This window comes from Microbacterium paraoxydans, from assembly GCF_020524545.1.
GTDB lineage: Bacteria > Actinomycetota > Actinomycetes > Actinomycetales > Microbacteriaceae > Microbacterium > Microbacterium paraoxydans_C.
Genome location: NZ_JAIVLG010000004.1, coordinates 47,937 through 66,688, shown reverse-complemented (window position 1 = coordinate 66,688; position 18,752 = coordinate 47,937). Strand labels below are relative to the sequence as shown.

At 68.5% G+C, this 18,752-nt stretch carries 16 protein-coding genes; 6 read left to right on the top strand and 10 right to left on the bottom strand.

Annotation, left to right across the window (positions count from 1 at the left end; genetic code table 11):
• Positions 1–22 precede the first annotated feature (22 nt).
• Complete coding sequence (locus LC041_RS09425) at positions 23–3,430, bottom strand: pyruvate carboxylase (protein WP_226532854.1); 3,408 nt, start codon at positions 3,428–3,430, stop codon at positions 23–25.
• A gap of 93 nt (positions 3,431–3,523) precedes the next feature.
• Between LC041_RS09425 and LC041_RS09420 the strand changes: the two genes are divergently transcribed.
• On the top strand, positions 3,524–4,336 hold the full coding sequence (locus LC041_RS09420; RefSeq protein WP_226532853.1) for a ParA family protein: 813 nt from the start codon (positions 3,524–3,526) through the stop codon (positions 4,334–4,336).
• Between the two features lie 75 nt (positions 4,337–4,411).
• On the opposite strand, the gene LC041_RS09415 is transcribed toward LC041_RS09420, so the two are convergent.
• The 3 genes from LC041_RS09415 to LC041_RS09405 form a co-directional block, all read right to left on the bottom strand.
• Positions 4,412–4,957, bottom strand: coding sequence for a MerR family transcriptional regulator (locus LC041_RS09415; protein ID WP_047521931.1), 546 nt, complete (start codon positions 4,955–4,957; stop codon positions 4,412–4,414).
• A 99-nt stretch (positions 4,958–5,056) separates the two neighbouring features.
• Entirely contained in the window at positions 5,057–5,743 is a 687-nt protein-coding gene (gene ftsR / locus LC041_RS09410) for a transcriptional regulator FtsR (RefSeq protein ID WP_226532852.1), read from the bottom strand.
• Positions 5,743–6,228 carry an FHA domain-containing protein gene (locus LC041_RS09405; RefSeq protein ID WP_226532851.1) on the bottom strand — a complete coding sequence of 162 codons (486 nt, stop codon included), beginning with the start codon at positions 6,226–6,228 and terminating at the stop codon, positions 5,743–5,745. Before LC041_RS09405 ends, ftsR begins: the two co-directional genes overlap by 1 nt.
• Before the next feature lie 100 nt (positions 6,229–6,328).
• On the opposite strand from LC041_RS09405, the gene LC041_RS09400 reads away from it, so the two are divergent.
• Positions 6,329–6,979: a copper resistance CopC family protein gene (locus LC041_RS09400; protein WP_226532850.1), complete on the top strand. Its 651-nt coding sequence runs from the start codon at positions 6,329–6,331 to the stop codon at positions 6,977–6,979.
• 9 nt (positions 6,980–6,988) lie between these two features.
• Positions 6,989–8,386: a dihydrolipoyl dehydrogenase gene (lpdA, locus tag LC041_RS09395; protein WP_226532849.1), complete on the top strand. Its 1,398-nt coding sequence runs from the start codon at positions 6,989–6,991 to the stop codon at positions 8,384–8,386.
• Positions 8,387–8,439: 53 nt separating this feature from the next.
• Here lpdA and LC041_RS09390 read toward each other — a convergent pair whose 3' ends face one another.
• From LC041_RS09390 to LC041_RS09365, 6 genes are all read right to left on the bottom strand, one after another.
• Positions 8,440–9,558, bottom strand: coding sequence for an FAD-dependent oxidoreductase (locus LC041_RS09390; RefSeq protein ID WP_226532848.1), 1,119 nt, complete (start codon positions 9,556–9,558; stop codon positions 8,440–8,442).
• Entirely contained in the window at positions 9,545–10,270 is a 726-nt protein-coding gene (locus LC041_RS09385) for a methyltransferase domain-containing protein (protein WP_226532847.1), read from the bottom strand. Before LC041_RS09385 ends, LC041_RS09390 begins: the two co-directional genes overlap by 14 nt.
• Positions 10,267–11,427, bottom strand: a complete 1,161-nt coding sequence (locus LC041_RS09380; RefSeq protein WP_226532846.1) for a type III polyketide synthase — start codon at positions 11,425–11,427, stop codon at positions 10,267–10,269. Before LC041_RS09380 ends, LC041_RS09385 begins: the two co-directional genes overlap by 4 nt.
• A 63-nt stretch (positions 11,428–11,490) precedes the next feature.
• Entirely contained in the window at positions 11,491–12,105 is a 615-nt protein-coding gene (locus LC041_RS09375) for a CYTH domain-containing protein (RefSeq protein ID WP_226532845.1), read from the bottom strand.
• Entirely contained in the window at positions 12,098–12,310 is a 213-nt protein-coding gene (locus LC041_RS09370) for a hypothetical protein (protein ID WP_021199309.1), read from the bottom strand. Before LC041_RS09370 ends, LC041_RS09375 begins: the two co-directional genes overlap by 8 nt.
• Before the next feature lie 49 nt (positions 12,311–12,359).
• Positions 12,360–12,830, bottom strand: a complete 471-nt coding sequence (locus LC041_RS09365; RefSeq protein WP_226532844.1) for a prepilin peptidase — start codon at positions 12,828–12,830, stop codon at positions 12,360–12,362.
• A 129-nt stretch (positions 12,831–12,959) separates the two neighbouring features.
• On the opposite strand from LC041_RS09365, the gene LC041_RS09360 reads away from it, so the two are divergent.
• Genes LC041_RS09360 through LC041_RS09350 form a run of 3 tightly spaced genes read left to right on the top strand, consistent with a single transcriptional unit; the run spans position 12,960 to position 18,744 of the window.
• Entirely contained in the window at positions 12,960–13,745 is a 786-nt protein-coding gene (locus LC041_RS09360; RefSeq protein WP_226532843.1) for a hypothetical protein, read from the top strand.
• Entirely contained in the window at positions 13,742–15,280 is a 1,539-nt protein-coding gene (locus LC041_RS09355) for a DNA polymerase Y family protein (protein ID WP_226532842.1), read from the top strand. Before LC041_RS09360 ends, LC041_RS09355 begins: the two co-directional genes overlap by 4 nt.
• A complete protein-coding gene (locus LC041_RS09350) occupies positions 15,280–18,744 on the top strand; it encodes an error-prone DNA polymerase (protein WP_226533294.1) in 3,465 nt (1,154 codons plus the stop codon). The genes LC041_RS09355 and LC041_RS09350 overlap by 1 nt, the downstream gene beginning before the upstream one ends.
• Positions 18,745–18,752 lie beyond the last annotated feature (8 nt).

Genomic DNA, 18,752 nt, shown 5'->3' with positions numbered 1-18,752 from the left:
CGCTGGCCTCGCCCGCACAAGATTAGTGCGCCGGACGGATCACGACCAAAAGATCTCCGGCGTCCACCTGCTGCGTCTCGGCGATCGCGAGACGTTCGATGACGCCGTCCACGGGGGCCGTGATGGCCGCCTCCATCTTCATCGCCTCGATCGACGCGACCGGTTCGCCGGCGCGGACGGTCGCACCCACGTCGACCTTCAGAGTGACGACCCCGGAGAAGGGCGCCGCGACCTGGCCGGGCACGGAAGTGTCGGCCTTCTCGATCTCATGCACGTCCACGACGATCGATCGATCCCTCACGAAGACGGGCCGGAGCTGCCCGTTGAGAGTCGTCATCACGGTGCGCATCCCCTTGTCGTCCGCGTCACCGATGGCCTCGAGGCCGACGTAGAGCTGGACACCGCGATCGATCTCGATCAGATGCTCCTGCCCTGCCACGAGCCCGTAGAGATAATCGCCGGTGTCGAGCACGGAGAGGTCTCCGAACAGTTCGCGCCGTTCCGCGAACTCGGCACTCGGTCCGGGGAACAGCAGGGTGTTCAGCCGTGCGCGGCGTTCGGCACTGGTCCCGGCGAGTGCGGCCTCGTCGTCTGCACTGATCTCGGTGAGGCCGACGCGCACCGTGCGTCCGGCGAGCACCTTGCTGCGGAAGGGCTCGGGCCATCCACCCGGAAGGTCGCCGAGTTCGCCCGCCATGAAGCCGACGACGGAGTCCGGGACATCGTACTTCTCGGGGTTGGCCTCGAACTCGACCGGATCCGCCTTCACCGCAGCCAGGTGCAGAGCGAGGTCCCCGACGACCTTGGACGACGGAGTGACTTTGGGAACACGACCGAGCATGCGGTCGGCCGCGGCGTACATGTCCTCGATGAGCTCGAAGTCATCGGCGAGCCCCAGCGCCTTGGCCTGCTGGCGGAGGTTCGACAGTTGGCCCCCGGGGATCTCGTGGTGGTAGACACGTCCCGTGGGTCCCGGAAGCCCGGACTCGAACGGTGCGTACTGGCGCCGCACCGCCTCCCAATAGGGTTCGAGATCCGAGACACCGTCGAGCGAGATGCCGCTGTCACGGTCGGTATGGGCGAGGGCGGCGACGAGGGACGACAGCGACGGCTGGCTCGTCGTGCCGGAGAGGGGCGCGGAGGCGGCGTCCACCGCATCCACCCCGACGGCGCTCGCGGCGAGCAGGGTCGCCAGCTGCCCGCCGGGGGTGTCGTGCGTATGCAGATGCACCGGCAGGTCGAACCGCTCCCGGAGCGCCGACACGAGCTTCGCCGCAGCAGCCGGGCGCAGCAGTCCCGCCATGTCCTTGATCGCGAGGATGTGTGCCCCCGCGTCGACGATCTGGTCTGCGAGGTGCAGGTAGTAGTCGAGCGTGTAGAGGTCCTCGGCCGGATCGAGCAGGTCCCCGGTGTAGCACAGCGCCACTTCCGCAACCGCTGTGCCTGTCTTGCGCACCGCCTCGATCGCCGGACGCATCTGCTCCACGTCGTTGAGAGCGTCGAAGATGCGGAAGATGTCGACACCACTGGCCGCGGCCTCCGCGATGAAGGCCTCGGTCACCGCGGTCGGGTAGGGCGTGTAGCCGACGGTGTTGCGTCCGCGCAGGAGCATCTGGATGGCGACGTTCGGCAGCGCGGCGCGCAGCTTGTCGAGACGCTCCCAGGGGTCCTCGCCGAGGAAGCGGAGGGCGACGTCGTAGGTCGCGCCGCCCCAGGCCTCGACGGACAGGAGTCCAGGGGTCGACCGCGCGAGGTACGGCGCGGCTGCCACGAGGTCCTTCGTGCGCACTCGCGTCGCCAGGAGGGACTGATGCGCATCGCGGAAGGTCGTGTCGGTGATCGCCAGCGCCGTCTGCTCCCGCAGGCTGCGGGCGAATCCCTCCGGGCCGAGCTCGAGAAGGCGCTGCCGGGAGCCGGGAACCGGTTCCGAGCTCAGGTCGATCGCCGGCAGCTTGGACGCGGGATCGATCACGCCGGGGTGAGCGCCGTGAGGCTTGTTGACCGTGACATCGACCAGCCAGTTCAGGAGCTTCGTGCCGCGGTCCTTCGAAACACGTCCGCGCAGCAGTCCCGGGCGCTCGTCGATGAACGACGTGCTCACATCACCGGCGATGAAGGCGTCGTCCTCGAGGAGGGCCTGCAGGAAGGGGATGTTGGTCGCGACGCCACGGATGCGGAACTCGGCGAGTGCGCGGCGCGCGCGGGCGACCGCCGCCGGGAAGTCGCGCCCGCGGCAGGTGAGCTTGGCCAGCATCGAATCGAAGTGCGGGCTGATCTGCGCTCCCTGGTGCACGGTACCGCCGTCGAGACGGATCCCGGCCCCGCCCGGCGAGCGGTACGTGGTGATCTTCCCGGTGTCGGGGCGGAAGCCCTGCGTCGGATCCTCGGTCGTGATCCGGCACTGCAGCGCAGCACCCCGCAGATGCAGGTTCTCCTGCTGCAGACCGAGGTCGGCGAGCGTCTGCCCCGAGGCGATCCGCATCTGGCTCTGCACGAGGTCGACATCGGTGACCTCCTCGGTCACGGTGTGCTCGACCTGGATGCGGGGATTCATCTCGATGAAGACGACCTCGCCCGCGCGCTCCCCCGCCGTCTCGAGGAGGAACTCGACCGTGCCCGCGTTCTCGTATCCGATGGAGCGCGCGAACGCGACGGCGTATCCGTGCAGCGCGGTGCGGACATCGTCGTCGAGGTTCGGTGCCGGAGCGATCTCGACGACTTTCTGGTGGCGACGCTGCACGGAGCAGTCACGTTCGAACAGATGGACCGTCTCGCCAGTCTTGTCTGCGAGGATCTGCACCTCGATGTGCCGGGGGCGCACGACCGCCTGCTCCAGGAACATCCGCGCATCGCCGAACGCGCTCGCGGCCTCGCGCATGGCCTCGGCCAACGCCGGGGCGAGATCGCCGAAGGTCTCGACACGGCGCATCCCACGGCCGCCACCACCGGCGACCGCCTTCGCGAAGAGCGGGAAGCCGATGTCCTCCGCCTGCGAGACGAGCGCGTCGACATCGTCCGATGCCTCGGTGGACCTCAGGACCGGGACTCCCGCTTCGATCGCGTGGCGCTTGGCCTCGACCTTGTTCCCCGCCATCTCGAGCACGTTCGAGGGAGGTCCGACGAAGACGATGCCGTTCGCCGCGGCCTTCTCCGCGAGTTCGGGATTCTCCGAGAGGAAGCCGTAGCCCGGATAGATCGCGTCCGCCCCCGACTCCAACGCGACCCGGATGATCTCGTCGACATCGAGGTATGCGCGCACCGGATGCCCGCGCTCGCCGATCTCGTAGGCCTCATCGGCCTTGAGCCGATGCACAGACCCCCGATCCTCATGGGGGAAGACGGCGACGGTGCGCGCCCCCACCTCGACAGCCGCACGGAAGGCGCGGATCGCGATCTCGCCGCGGTTCGCCACAAGGATCTTCTGGAACATGCACACCTCTGAGAGCTCGATGCACAGCGTTTTCGATGCGCATGGGGCGGGGCTGAGTGTTCCCCCAGCCTAGGGGAAGGTAACGTGGAGTCCGTGCACGTACTCAGCGTCAGCTCTCTCAAAGGGGGCGTCGGCAAGACGACCGTGACACTCGGGCTGGCCTCAGCGGCTTTCGCCCGGGGCGTCCGGACTCTCGTCGTCGACCTCGATCCTCAGTCCGACGTCTCCACCGGGATGGACATCCAGGTGGCGGGGCGGCTCAACATCGCCGACGTCCTGGCCAACCCGAAGGAGAAGGTCGTCCGACAGGCGATCACCTCGAGCGGATGGGCGAAGGTCCACCCCGGCACCATCGACGTGCTGATCGGGAGCCCCTCGGCGATCAACTTCGACGGACCGCACCCGAGTGTTCGCGACGTGTGGAAGCTCGAGGAGGCACTCGCCGCGGTCGAGACCGACTACGACCTCGTCCTCGTCGATTGCGCTCCCTCCCTGAACGCGCTCACGCGCACTGCCTGGGCCGCGAGCGACCGCGTCATGGTGGTCACGGAGCCCGGCCTGTTCTCGGTCGCGGCCGCCGACCGCGCCCTCCGCGCCATCGAGGAGATCCGCCGGGGACTCTCGCCGCGACTCCAGCCCCTCGGCATCGTCGTGAACCGCGTGCGCCCGCAGTCCATCGAGCACCAGTTCCGCATCAAGGAGCTGCGCGACATGTTCGGTCCCCTCGTGCTCTCCCCGCAGCTGCCCGAGCGCACCTCGCTGCAGCAGGCCCAAGGCGCCGCGAAGCCCTTGCACATCTGGCCCGGGGACTCGGCGCAGGAACTCGCCGCCGACTTCGACCAGCTTCTGGACAGGATCATCCGTACCGGTCGGATCGCCGTTCCCGAGAACGGCCCGCAGAGCTGACCCGCACGACGCACACGACGAAACGGCCGCCCTCATCGAGGGCGGCCGTTCTCCGTATGACGCGGAAACTCGTGGTCAGGCGGATCGCTTCGCGCGACGAGCGGTGAGTTCGTCGACGGGGTCCGGGGCTGTCGGATCGAACGCCACCAGCGTGGACTCCACTTCACGGAGAACCTTGCCGACGGCGATGCCGAAGACGCCCTGGCCACGGCTCACGAGGTCGATGACCTCGTCGTTCGACGTGCAGAGATAGACCGAAGCACCGTCGCTCATCAGAGTCGTGCCCGCGAGGTCGCGGATACCGGCGCGGCGCAGTTCTTCGACGGCGGTGCGGATCTGCTGGAGGGAGATGCCGGTATCGAGAAGGCTCTTCACGAGCTTCAGGACGAGGATGTCGCGGAAGCCGTAGAGGCGCTGCGAACCGGACCCGCTGGCGCCCCGCACGGTGGGCTCCACCAACTCGGTGCGTGCCCAGTAGTCGAGCTGACGGTACGTGATGCCGGCCGCACGAGCGGCGACGGCGCCCCGGTATCCGACTTCGTCGTCCATGGCCGGCAGTCCGTCGGTGAAGAGGAGTTCGGGTACGAACCGCGGGTCGCCTGCGAGCTCATCCGCATTCATCTGAAATCCTCCCTGGAACGGTTTCTTCCACGGTAGAGCAGTGCCTGGGCACCGGCAATGACATCCGTGCGACCACGAAGGTGTGTCGCAATCAGTTCGTTACGAAAGCACTCGCGACAGTGCGTCTTTGACGAAGAGCGAGCGCACCTCATCGATCCGCGTCGCCAGTTCGGGCGCCAGTTCGTTGGCCTTCGCACGAGAGGTGGCGTCCGTCCGTCGCAGGAGAGCGGACATCGCTGATTCGATGAGCGCGACCTCCCGCTCGGCCCCCTGGCGCAACGACCGCAGGTGGCGCGGTTCGATGCCGTGGCGGTCCAGGGCGACGAGACCGCGCAGCAGGGTGACGGTCGATTCCTGGTAGCTCTCCTGCGCCGTGATGACGCCGGTGCTGATCGCGTCGTTGAGCAGCTGCGGCCCAGCACCGGCGGCGGCGAGCAACTCGTCTCGGCGGTATCGGCGCGGCGTGGGTGCGATCGAGGGCGGCGGAGCGAGAGCAGACGCCTCCCCACCCGCGGCAGCTTCATCGAGCTGCTCGCGGATGACGCTCAGCGGAAGGTAGTGATCGCGCTGCAGGGTCAGACCCAGGCGCAGCCGCTCGATGTCGGAGGCCGAGAACTTGCGGTAGCCCGACTCCGTGCGGGACGGACTGACGATGCCCTGCACTTCGAGGAAGCGCAGCTTGCTGGACGTGAGGTCGGGGAACTCCGGTGTGAGCCGAGCAAGGACCTGGCCGATACTCAGCAAGCCCGCGGACGCGGAACGTTCGCGGGCGGGAGTGGCCGCCATCAGTCGTTCGCCGCCGCGCGATCGTGGGGGGAGACGAAGAAGTTCAGGCGGAACTTGCCGACACGCACCTCGGAGCCGTCCACGAGCGGGCTGCGATCGACGCGTTCGCCGTTCACGTACGTTCCGTTGAGGGAGCGCTGGTCGATGATCTCGAAGGTCGACCCGCTGCGGGTGATCTCCGCGTGCCGACGCGAGACGGTCACATCATCGAAGAAGATGTCCGCCTCGGGGTGCCGCCCGACCGTGGTCACGTCGGTATCGAGCAGATAGCGCGCACCGGCGAGAGCGCCGGAACGCACCAGCAGCAACGCCGATCCCGCAGGCAGCGCGGCGATGGCCGACTGCTCCACATCGGTCAATTCCACCCCGAACGGCACGAAGGACAAGTCGGAGTCGTGTCCGAACGTCTGCGTCACGTCGTGTTTCTGCTCGCCGGAACGGTGGATCGCGGCTTCACCGGCCGGTCGGCTGTCGCTGTCTGTCACTGTGCCCTCCTGGTCATCCAGACTAACGGATGCCGAGGCGCTCGCGGGAGGTCGCATTCATACACAGCCGCCACATACGGCTCATCCATAAGCTGGGGTGGTGAAGACCAAAGCTCTGCGCCAGTCGACCGCTCCGATCGCCCTCGCCGCGACCCTGCTCGCCGCGTTCCTCGTGCTCTTCTCCCCGCTCTCGGCGTCCGCGCACGACGCGCTCGTGTCGTCGTCGCCCGCTGCCGATGAATCGGTCGAGACCGTCCCGGAAGAGCTCACGCTGACCTTCAGCGCCAAGCTCATCGACGGGGAGGGTGCGACGGAGGTCGTCGTGACCGATCCCGACGGCACCTCGGTCACCGACGGCGCGGCGACGGTCGATGGCGCGATCGTCACCCAGCCCCTGCAAGGGTCCGGTCCGGCCGGCGAGTACCACGTGATCTGGAAGGTGGTCTCCAGCGACGGGCACCCCACGTCCGGCGAGTACTCCTTCCTGGTGACCGTCGGCGACGACGGGTCTGCGACCGCGGAGCCCACGGCCGCCCCGACCAGCGCGGCGCCGACGGAAGAACAGACCACGGAGCCCGAGGTGACAACGACACCGGCGCCGATCCCCGACGATGCCGATGCCGGTTCCGCCTGGGTCTGGGTACTCGCGATCGTCGCCGTCCTGGTCGTCGCCGGAGTGGTCATCTGGATCGTCGCGAGCCGCCGCCGAGGTGGGGCTCCGACCGATTCCGACGCCCCGTCGGAGCGATAGGCTTAAGGCATGCCACACTACGACGTCGTCATCCTTGGTGCAGGTCCTGGCGGATACGTCGCTGCGGTTCGCAGCGCGCAGCTCGGTCTGTCCACCGCCATCATCGAGGAGAAGTACTGGGGCGGTGTCTGCCTCAACGTCGGCTGCATCCCCTCCAAGGCGCTCCTGAAGAACGCGGAGCTCGCGCACACCCTGAACCACAAGGCGGACTTCTTCGGGATCTCCGGCGAGTTCACGATCGACTTCGGCAAGGCGTTCGACCGCAGCCGCGAGGTCGCCGAGGGGCGCGTCAAGGGCATCCACTTCCTGATGAAGAAGAACAAGGTGACCGAGTACAACGGTCGCGGCACCTTCACGGGCCCGAAGGCGATCTCGGTCGCCAAGGCCGACGGCACGTCCGAAGAGGTCACTTTCGACAACGTGATCATCGCCACCGGCTCCAAGGTCCGTCTGCTGCCGGGCGTGACGCTCAGCGAGAACGTCGTCACCTACGAAGAGCAGATCATGACCCGTGAGCTGCCGAAGTCGATCGTCATCGTCGGCGCCGGCGCGATCGGCATGGAGTTCGCCTATGTGATGACGAACTACGGGGTCAAGGTCACCATCATCGAGTTCCTCGATCGTGCGCTCCCCAACGAGGACGCCGACGTGTCGAAGGAGATCACGAAGCAGTACAAGAACTACGGCGTCGACATCCTGACCTCCACCAAGGTGGAGACGGTCGTCGACAACGGCTCCTCCGTCACCGTCACCTACACGGGCAAGGACGGTCAGCAGTCGTCGATCGAGGCCGACAAGGTGCTGATGTCGGTCGGCTTCGCACCGAACATCGAGGGCTTCGGCCTCGACAAGACCGGGGTGAAGCTCACCGAACGCGGCGCGATCGACATCGACGACAACATGCGCACGAACGTCGAGGGCATCTACGCCATCGGCGACGTGACCGCCAAGCTGCAGCTCGCCCACGTGGCCGAGGCACAGGGCGTCGTCGCCGCCGAGACCATCGGCGGGGCCGAGACCCAGACGCTGGGCGACTACCGGATGATGCCCCGTGCGACCTTCTGCTCGCCCCAGGTCGCATCGTTCGGACTCACCGAGCAGCAGGCCAAGGACGAGGGACGCGAGATCAAGGTCGCGACCTTCCCCTTCATGGCCAACGGCAAGGCGCACGGCCTCGGCGAGCCCGTCGGCTTCGTCAAGCTGATCGCCGATGCGGAGCACCTCGAGCTCATCGGCGCCCACATGATCGGCCCCGACGTCTCGGAGCTCCTGCCCGAGCTGACCCTGGCGCAGAAGTGGGACCTCACGGCGCTCGAGCTGGCCCGCAACGTGCACACCCACCCGACGCTGTCGGAGGCACTGCAGGAAGGCTTCCACGGCCTCGCAGGGCACATGATCAACTTCTGATCCTCCTCATCACGACGGCCCGGTTCGCGTTTCGCGGACCGGGCCGTCGTGCGTCACAGCCCGCGCATCGTGAGGAGCTCTGCCGTCCAGCCGCGCAGCGGGGCCGCCCCGAGCGCGCGCATCACGATCTCTCGACCGCGCACGACCGGCGCCGGCGCGGGCGCGCCCATCGCCATGTAGAACGCCGAACGATGCTGCGCCCGGGCCGCCGAACGGCGCACTCGTCGGTCGTACGGGGCCAGGTCCGGCACCGCGCCCTTCCGTGTGCAGGCGAGTCGCTCCGCGAGGCGAACGGCATCGACCCACCCGAGGTTCATGCCCTGTCCGCCGATCGGGCTGATCTCGTGTGCGGCATCGCCCAGAAGCACCACCCGGCCGGAATGCAGGCGTCTCGCCGCATGCTGTGCAGCGAGGAACGAAACAGGGGCGTCCTCGGCGGCCGGTTCGATGCCGATCCCTGTGCGCCGTTCGATCGTCGCACGGAAGTCATCGGCGGTGTGGAGGGCCTCTGCGCTCCCCCGCACGACCCATCGACGAAGACCGCCCGGCAGGGGGAAGGACTCGACCAGACCTTCCGGCTCGCAGTGCAGGATGGCCCGGCTCTCCGACGTCGGGTCCTCGACATCGAGCATCGAATACGTTCCACGTCCGGTCCGACGATGCCATCCCGCATCGAGTTGCTCGCGCAGACGGCTCCGTACGCCGTCGGCGACGACGACCACGGCTGCCGAGATCACGCTCGGTCCCTCCGCGGATTCCACGGTGACGTGCACAGCATCCGCCTGTTGTCGGACGAGACGCACGGTGCACCCGGTGATCAGCGCCCGCTCCGAGAGCGAACGCAGCCGGTCACGCAGCAGTGCGCCGCTTCGCGGTTGCGGAAGGATCAGGACCGGACGCTCCGGGGCGAAGTCGAGTGCCGCCAGGGTACGCCGACGGCTGCGCACCTCACCGCCCTCGAGCCGAAGCGCCTCTGCGCGCACATCGTCCCCGATGCCCGCGGCGTCCAAGGCGTCCAGCCCCGGACGGTGGATGCCGATCGCTCTGGTGCGTTGGTCGACCTCGGTGCGGCGCTCGCAGACGGCCACCCGCAGACCGCGCTGAAGTAGCAGGCACCCCAGGAGCAGGCCCACCGGCCCCGCACCCACGATCAGCACGTCATGGTCGGGCATGGGCCCCGTCCCAGCGCAGCTCCACGCGGAACGGCGCACCGCCGCGCACGATCCACCCGTCCGGGACGACCGCCGCGAGCTCGGCGACGGTGTAGGAGCGGCGGATGCTGATGAGGCCGTCCTCCCGGATGAAGGAGTCGGCGAGGAGGCTGCGGGAGATCGGCCAGGTGGCCGCGTCGAAGAGGGCGTACGCGGCACGGCTGCGGGCGATGTCGTGGTGCGCCACCACCCCGCCGGGAGCGACGAGCCGCGCAGAGTCGCGGAGCACGCCCTGGAGTTCGGCGTCGTCGAGATGGTGGAGCACATGATTGGAGACGACGACGTCGTAGGTCTCGCCCGCGGCGACGAGCTCGGAGGTCAGCGCGCAGCGGTAGCGGACCCCTGCGCCGCCATCGTGGGTCGATGCCCAGCGGGTCGCACGGTCGTCGGCGTCGAGCGCGGTGACCTCCGCTGCGAGACCATCCCGACGAAGACGCCATGCGAGCAACCGGCAGAGGTCCCCTGCGCCTGCCCCCACATCGAGGATCCGCAACCGTCCGGCACGCGCCGCACGGGGTCGGATGTCGCGCCGATAGATCGTACCGGGCCGGGAGACGAGCGCGTTGACGAGGCCGAACCGTCCGTATGTCCGCGCCAGCTTCCGCGCGTCCGCGTGCGGGTCGTCCATCCGCTCGCGGACGTCCACGTCGCGCACCGCGAGATCAGCGGTCATGACCCTGTCGGCGCGATGACGGTCATCAGTGCGCTCTCGGCGGTGAGCCCTGGCCCGAACGCCATCGCCGCCACCCGCTCTCCGTCGAGGGCTCCCTCTTCTTCCAGGATGTGACGGAGCACGAAGAGCACCGTTGCGCTCGACATGTTGCCGTTTTCTCGCAAGACCTCCCGTGCCGGGTGCAATTGCGCGTCACTGAGCTGCATCCGCTCCTGCACCCGGTCGAGGATGCTGCGCCCGCCGGGGTGAATGGCCCAGTGCTGGACCCGGTCCCCCACTCTCCCCGCCTCGAAGGCTTCGGCCAGACCTCCCTCGGCGGCATACAGCGGTCTGAGGGCACCGATGATCGTCTCCCCGATGATCTGCGGAACCGATGTCGAGAGGATCATCTCGAAGCCGGAATCGCCGATCGTCCACGCCATGTCCTTCTCGCCCTCCGGTGCGATGGCCGTGTGGAAACGGTCCAGTCGCAGCGAGGACGACGGCGACGGAAGGTCACGCGCCGTAACGATGCCTGCTGCCGCCCCGTCGGCGAACAAAGAGGATGCCACGATCGTGTCCGGGTCTTCGGAGGAGCGCAGATGCAGCGTGCACAGCTCGACGCTGACGACCAGGACCACGGCGTTCTCGTCGGCTGCGCAGAACTGGCTCGCCGCACGCAGCGCCGGCATCGACGCGTAGCAGCCCATGAAGCCGAGGTGGAAGCGCTGCACCGCATCGGACAGCCCGAGCCCGCGCACGATCTCGTACTCCGGGCCCGGGGCATGGAACCCGGTGCAGGAGACCGTGATGACATGGGTGATGTCTTCGGGGCCGATCTCCGGATCGGCGTCGAGAGCCCGCTGCGCGACCTCGACGAAGAGCCTCGCCGCTTTGCGGGTGTACAGGTCGTTGCGTGCTCTCGTTCCGGGAGCGAGGAGCATCCCGGTTCGACGGTCGAAGAAGACAGGCTCGGTCGGGTCCGATTCCAGCGACAGCTCATCGATCACGGTGTGCCGGGTGTCGATGCCCGAGACGTTGAACGACGTCGTCACGATCCGCTGCGCCAGTCGTCCGAGATCAGGCTGTTGAGCGAAGACGTCGCGCACCTGCTCCTGCACGAGGACGGTATCCGGGACGATCGTCTGCAGCGATCGAAGCACAGGCGGTCGGCTCATGCTGTCACTCAAGCATGCAGCGCGCCCCGGGGGGAAGGGGTTGCATTCCCGTGCGGCCTCTGCCTAGAACCCGAGTGCGCGGGCGAGCTTGGAGCCGGATGCCGATTCACGGCCTCCCGCGAGGAAGACGGCCTGCTCCACGGCGTCGAAGAACGCAGTGCGCCACTGCTCATCGTCGAGAGCTGCTGGCCCCAACTCCATCTCCCACTCGCGCCATTCGCGCTGCACGCCGCCGCGGAGATCGGTGGCCCGCACACGGTCGTCGACGAACTCGGCCACGATCCCGTCGGCGCCGGTGAGCAGGTACGCGGTGCGATCGTTCTCGATGCGCGCGAGCGGGGTGAGCGGTGCGGTCGTCCAGTGCGCGACGGTCTCCGCGACGGCCGGAGGGAGGTCATCGCCGTCGCCGAGCGGCCAGCCGAGTTCGAGCCGACCGTCGCCGTGGCGTGGCCCCTTCACGTGCCAGCCTGCGTCCGGGCCGCCGGTGCGACGACGCAACGCCACGCCGGCACGTGCGAGTGCGCCGTCGGCGGTGTCGAAGTATCGGGCGTCCAGTGCGCGCCTCTCGCCGGGTGTGACGGCGTCGACGCCGGGGATCGCGTCCCAGCGTGGCACTGGAGTCTCGACGTCGACGTCGTACTTGCGTTCCACCTCGACGGTGCGAGACGGTTCAGTCATCGTCGAGTGTGAGGTCCTCGAGAGACTCGTCGAACCAGTAGTCGACCTCCGTGGGCCCATCGTTCGGACCGGTGTTCTGAGGCCCACCCCGGCGGTTGTACACCACCTGCGTCTCGCTGTAAGGGACGATCAGCTTGTCGTCCGCATCACCGAGGGGGATGATCTGCCCGTCCAGCGGGCCGCCGTGAAGTCGTGCGAGTGCCATGTGCTCAGGGTAGCCCGTCCTCGCGGCGTCGGCACGAGGACGGGCGGATTCAGCCCAGGACGATGCCGAGAAGGGCTCCGGCGATCATCCAGGGCCCGAAGGCGATGCGGGTCGCGCCGGTCGCTCGACGCAGGAGGATGAGCGCCAGTGCGTAGCACGCGCCAAGCACGAATGCCGCCGCGGCGCCGATCGCGAGCGACTCCCACCCGTGCCACCCGAGCACGAGACCGATCACCGCGGCGAGCTTCACGTCCCCACCGCCCATCCCCGCGCGGCTGATCGCTCGCAGCACGGCATAGAACCCGCCGAGGATCAGCATGCCGAGGAAGGCGCGGAGGAGTGCATCACCGTGCCCGGTGACCAGGGCGTCGATCGTGGTGAGAGCCGCGAGCGATGCGAGCGTCGGCAGCACGATCAGGTCGGGCAGCCGGTGCGTGCGGACGTCGATCACGATCAGCGCTCCGCCGACGACGATCAGGGCGACGTGCACGAGGGCGATGAGCGCGAACCGGATGTCCATCCCGGCAGGTTAGGAGATCGGCGGATCGCCTGCGGGGCCCCTGTGGAGAACTCGACCCGATGTCCGATGTACGAACTATCGTCATCCATGCGACTTGTTTTCTTCGTACATAACTTCGAGAATGGAGGCATGGTGATCGGGCTCGATGCGGTGACCTCGCTCTCTCCGGCGAGCGACTCCCGCGCGGGAGAAGTACTGCGACTGCGTCGCGAGATCAGCAGGATGCAGCGACGCCGCAGCGAGCATACGCTGCTCCCCCTCGACCCCGCCTTCGCAGCGCTCCTGCCGGAAAAGGGCCTGCAGGCCGGCACGTCCTACACCGTCTCCCCCTCGCCGAGCCTGGTGCTCGCGCTGCTCAGCGCCGCCTCCCGGAAGGGGCACTGGTGCGCGGTGGTGGGCATGCCCACGCTCGGCGTCGAAGCAGCGGCCGCGTTCGGCATCGACCTCACCCGCCTGATCCTCGTGCCCACCCCCGGCGAGCGCTGGCTCGCGGCGACCTCCGCGCTGGCCGAGGTCGTACCCCTGATCGCCGTCGCCCCCGGGACCCGGGCCGGAGACGCCGATGTCTCCCGTCTGAGCGCACGCCTGCGTGATCGCGGCTGCACGCTTCTGGTCACCGAGTCCCCCCACACAGGACGCTGGCCGCAGAGCGAGGGCACGATACGTCTTCACGACCCGCACTGGCACGGTCTCGGCACCGGCTGGGGGTTGCTCTCCGACTGCACCGTGACGGTGACGGCGCAGACGCGGCACAGCCCCAGCCCCTCGAGCGTACGTGTGCAGCTACCGGGAGGGCACGGCGCTCTCGAGGCCGTCGGGGCAGAGCTCACCGCACTCCCTGCACTCTCGCCGGAGAGGTCCACCCTCGCTGAATCCGCTCCCCCGGAACTGTTGCGATGGGCGGAAGCAGGATGAACGCTCCCCTCCGTGTCCTCGTCCTATGGTTCCCGGACTGGCCGATGCGAGCCGCGCTCGGCGGCGCACCCCCGCATCCGCCCACCGCTCTGGTACAGGCCAACACGATCGTCGCGTGTACCGCCTCCGCCAGGGAGCACGGCGTGCGCACCGGTCAGCGCCGCCGAGTCGCACAGGGCTATCTCTCCTCGCTCCAGGTGCTCCCGCACGACCCTGGCCGTGACGAACGTGCCTTCCTTCCCGTGCTCCAGCTCATCGAGAAGAACGCCCCGGAGGTCACCCTGCTGCGCCCCGGACTCGCGATCCTCCGCGCCAGAGGCATTGCCCGCTATCACGGTGGGGAAGCGGAGGCCGCCGCGTCACTCGCCGCCGTCCTCGGAGAAGCCGGCTTCCCCGAGGTGCGCGTCGGCGTCGCGGACGGCCCCTTCACCGCTGAGATCGCCGCGCGAGGCCCCTCCCCCTGGACGATCGTGCCGTCCGGTACCGCGCGGGAGTTCCTGGCTCCCTATCCCGTGCAGGTGCTGCGCGACGAACAGATCACCGGCCTCCTCCTCCGGCTCGGCATACGCACCCTCGGCGAGTTCACCGCCCTCGCCGCGCATGACGTGCGCGACCGCTTCGGTGAACACGGCGCCCGTCTGCACGCACTCGCCGCGGGTGCCGACTCCCGCCCCCTGACCCCGCGCCCACCCGATCCCGAACTCCTGCGCAGCATCGAGTTCGACTCGCCGCTGGGCGGGGCCGATCAGGTCGCCTTCGCGGTGCGGCAGACAGCGGACGCGGTGATGCTCGCTCTCGGTGAGGCCTCGGTCGTCTGCACGGAGGTGCGGATCGACCTGACCGACGACAACGGGGCGGTCTTCTCGCGGTCCTGGTTGCACCCCACCTGTTTCGACGCCTCCGACCTCGTCGATCGGGTGCGCTGGCAATTGGAGGCTCTGGCCGCCCACGCAGCGAAGGAACCGGTCGACGACGCCCGAGCATTCGGCGGCATCACCGCCGTACGGATCGCCCCCGCCGCTGTGGACGATGCCGCCCACCACCAACCGGGGCTCTTCGGCTCCGGCACCGATGAACGCCTGCACCACGCCGTCTCGCGTGTGCAGACCATGTTGGGTCATCAGGGCGTGGTCACCGCGGCGGTCTCCGGTGGCCGCTGGCTCGCCGATCGTCAGGTGCTCACCCCGTGGGGAGAGCGCGTCGTCCCCCCACGGGACCCGGCGTCGCCGTGGCCGGGCAGCCTCCCCGACCCCCTGCCCGCAGAAGTGTTCCTCCCCCCACGCCCCATCGGAGTGCTCGCCGCGGATGAGACCACGGTCGGCGTCGATGAACGCGGAGCCCTCTCACAAGACCCCGCCCGCATCGAGGGGGTTCCCGTGCGGGCATGGGCCGGCCCCTGGCCCGTTCACGAACGCCGCTGGGCAGCGGGGGGCGGAAAGCACGGACACCGGCTCCAGATCGTCGATGACAAGGATCGCGCATGGCTGGTGTTCCACACCGGCGAGCGCTGGTGGGCCGAGGGGAGGTATCGCTGATGGGCTGGCATAATCCACCCCTGTCCTGGAACGAGTTGGAACGCACCCTCAGCGGCGAGAAGTCTCCTCCGCCCCCGCCTGGTGCCGAACCGAAGGGCACGCGGAGCGATCCCGGACCGGTGAGCCGTCGTCGCAAGCGCACTCCCCCCGTCGGCATCCCTCGTCCGCAAGACGCCGTGCCCTACGCCGAGCTGCACGCCCATTCGTCCTACTCCTTCCTCGACGGGGCCTCGTCCCCGGAGGATCTTCTCGCCGAAGCCGACCGCCTCGGACTGACCGCCCTCGCCCTCACGGACCACGACGGCTTCTACGGTGCCGCGCGCTTCGCCGAAGTCGCCGACCTCATGGAAAGCCCCCTGCAGACCGTGTTCGGGGCAGAGCTGTCACTGGACCTGCCCGCCCCACAACGAGGTTCCGCCGACCCCGCGGGAGAGCATCTGCTGGTCCTCGCCAGGGGGAAGGAGGGGTATCACCGGCTCTCGGGGGCGATCACCGCGGCGCAGTTGCGCGGGGGCGAGAAAGGACGACCGGTATACGACCTCGACGATCTCGCTGAGCGCGCAGGCGGTCACTGGACGATCCTGACCGGCTGCCGCAAAGGCGCCGTGCGCCGCGGGCTCGAAGCAGGTGACGGCATCACCCCGCTGCGAACCCTGGTCGATCTGTTCGGGAGCGATCACGTCGTCGTCGAGCTCTTCGACCACGGCGATCCGTTGGACACCCGCCGCAACGACGCTCTCGCCGGGCTCGCACGTCGCATGCGGTTGCCGGTGGTGGCGACCAACAACGTGCACTACGCCACTCCCGCACAGGCGCCACTCGCCGAGGCCGTGGCCGCGGTCCGCGCGGTGCGCAGCATGGACGAGCTCGACGGCTGGCTGCCCGCGCACGGAGGCGCGCACCTGCGCAGCGGCGCAGAGATGTCGGCACGCTTCCACCGGCATCCCGGAGCGATCTCCTACGGGCTGGAGGTGGCGGCGGCCTCCGCTTTCCCCCTGCGCCTGGCCCGACCCGCGCTCCCGCAGCAGAAGGTGCCGGAGGGACACACGCCGATGAGCTGGCTGCGTCACCTGGTCTGGGAGGCCGTGCCGTCGAAGTATCCGCGTCTGGACGATGAGGGCCGCCACCGGATCGCACGCGAGCTGGACGTGATCGAGGAGAAGGACTTCCCCGGGTACTTCCTGATCGTGCACGGCATCGTCACCGAGGCACGCAGACGCGACATCCTCTGCCAGGGTCGCGGTTCGGCCGCGGCGAGCGCGGTCTGCTACCTGCTGGGCATCACGGCGGTCGACCCGATCCTCTACCGCCTCCCCTTCGAGAGGTTCCTCGCGACCACGCGCACGGAGGAGCCCGACATCGACGTGGACTTCGACTCCGACCGTCGCGAGGAGATCATCCAGTGGGTCTACCAGGAGTACGGCAGGGAACGGGCGGCCCAGGTCGCGAATGTCATCCAGTACCGACCGAAGAACGCGGTGCGCGACATGGCCAGAGCGCTCGGGCATTCTCCCGGCCAGCAGGACGCCTGGTCCCGTCAGGTCGACGGCTGGGGGGCCGGGCTGGAACCGGCGGAGGGGCACGATATCCCGGAGAACGTGCTCGCCTATGCCGGCGAGTTACTCAAAGCCCCGCGCCACCTCGGCATCCACTCCGGGGGCATGGTGCTCACCGCACGCCCTGTCGGCGAGGTCGTGCCGGTGGAGCATGCGCGCATGGAGAACCGCACCGTCATCCAGTGGGACAAGGACGACTCCGCCTTCATGGGACTCGTGAAGTTCGATCTGCTGGGGCTCGGGATGCTCGCCGCCCTCCAGCACTGCTTCGATCTGATCCGACAGGCGACGGGTGAGCAGTGGCGGCTCGAGACCATCCCCAAGGAAGAGCCCGCCGTCTACGACATGCTCTGTCGTGCGGACTCCATCGGTGTCTTCCAGGTGGAGTCCCGCGCACAGATCGGGCTGCTCCCCCGCCTGCAGCCGCGGAGCTTCTATGACCTCGCCATCCAGATCGCCCTGATCCGTCCCGGCCCCATCCAGGGCGGTGCGGTGCATCCGTTCGTGCGGCGGAAGATCGCCAAGGATCGTGTCGACGAGGAGAACCGAGAGCGCGCACGGCGTGGTGAGGACCCCGTGGAGTTCATGATCCCCTATCCGCACAGTGATCTGGAAGACATCCTGAAACGCACGCTGGGCATCCCGATCTTCCAGGAGCAGCTCATCCAGATGGCGACGGCGATCGGCGACTGCACCGCGGATGAGGCCGACCTGCTACGACGCGCCATGGGCTCCAAGCGCGGTCTCGAGAAGATCGAGAAGGTCAGGGGCAAGCTCTACGAGGGGATGCGCAGACGCGGGATCGATGCCGAGGCCGCCGACCGGATCTACGCGCAGATCCAGGCATTCTCGAACTTCGGGTTCGCCGAGTCGCACTCGCTGTCATTCGCCCTGCTGGTCTATGCCAGCTCCTGGGTGAAACTGCACTATCCCGCCGCATTCCTCGCCGGTCTGTTGCGCGCGCAGCCGATGGGCTTCTACTCCGCCGCGACTCTCACCGCGGATGCACGGCGACATGGCGTGGAGGTCCACCGCCCCGACCTGCACCTATCCGGGTCGACGGATTCGTTGGAGCCGCTCGACGCTGCTTCCGGTGGTGGTCCCACTGGAAGGACGGAATGCCTCGCCGACCCTCAACCGCCTGTTCTCCGCTTCGACCGAGAAGCTGCCGATGAGTCCGCTGCGCACCGCAGGGACGGTGGGTTCGCAGTTCGGCTGGGCCTCAGCGGCATCCGAGGGATCGGTGTGACGTTGGCGGAGAAGATCGTCGCCGAGCGTGATGCACACGGACTCTACCGTGACCTGCACGACCTGGTGCGGCGTACGGATGCCACCGCTGCGCAGTTGGAGGCTCTCGCCACGGCGGGCGCCTTCGACTGCCTGGGGTTGGAGCGCCGAGAGGCGATCTGGTTGGCCGGGGCCGCGGCGGACGACCGCTCACGCTTCCTCCCCGGGACCACGGTCGCCGTGCAGCCGCCCCTGTTCGCCGATCAGAGCAGCTTTGAGCGCCTCTCCGCCGATCTCTGGGCGACCGGCGTGTCCACCGATGACCATCCGATGGCGCATTTCCGGGAGGCGCTGCACACCCGAGGGGTACTCACTGCCGTCGATCTGCAAAGCCATGAGGTCGGTCGGCGCATCGAGGTCGCGGGACTCGTCACCCATAGGCAGCGACCGGCGACGGCGTCCGGGATCACGTTCGTGAATCTCGAGGACGAGAGCGGCTTGGTGAACGTCGTCTGCTCGGCAGGGGTATGGAACCGCTACCGTCGCATCGCCCGGGATTCACCGGCTCTCATCATCCGCGGCATCCTGGAACGGTCGAACGAGGGGGTGGTCAATGTGCTCGCCGACGGATTCGAGGATCTCCGTACCGGTCTCACGCACCGGTCCAGGGACTTCCGATGAGCGCCAGG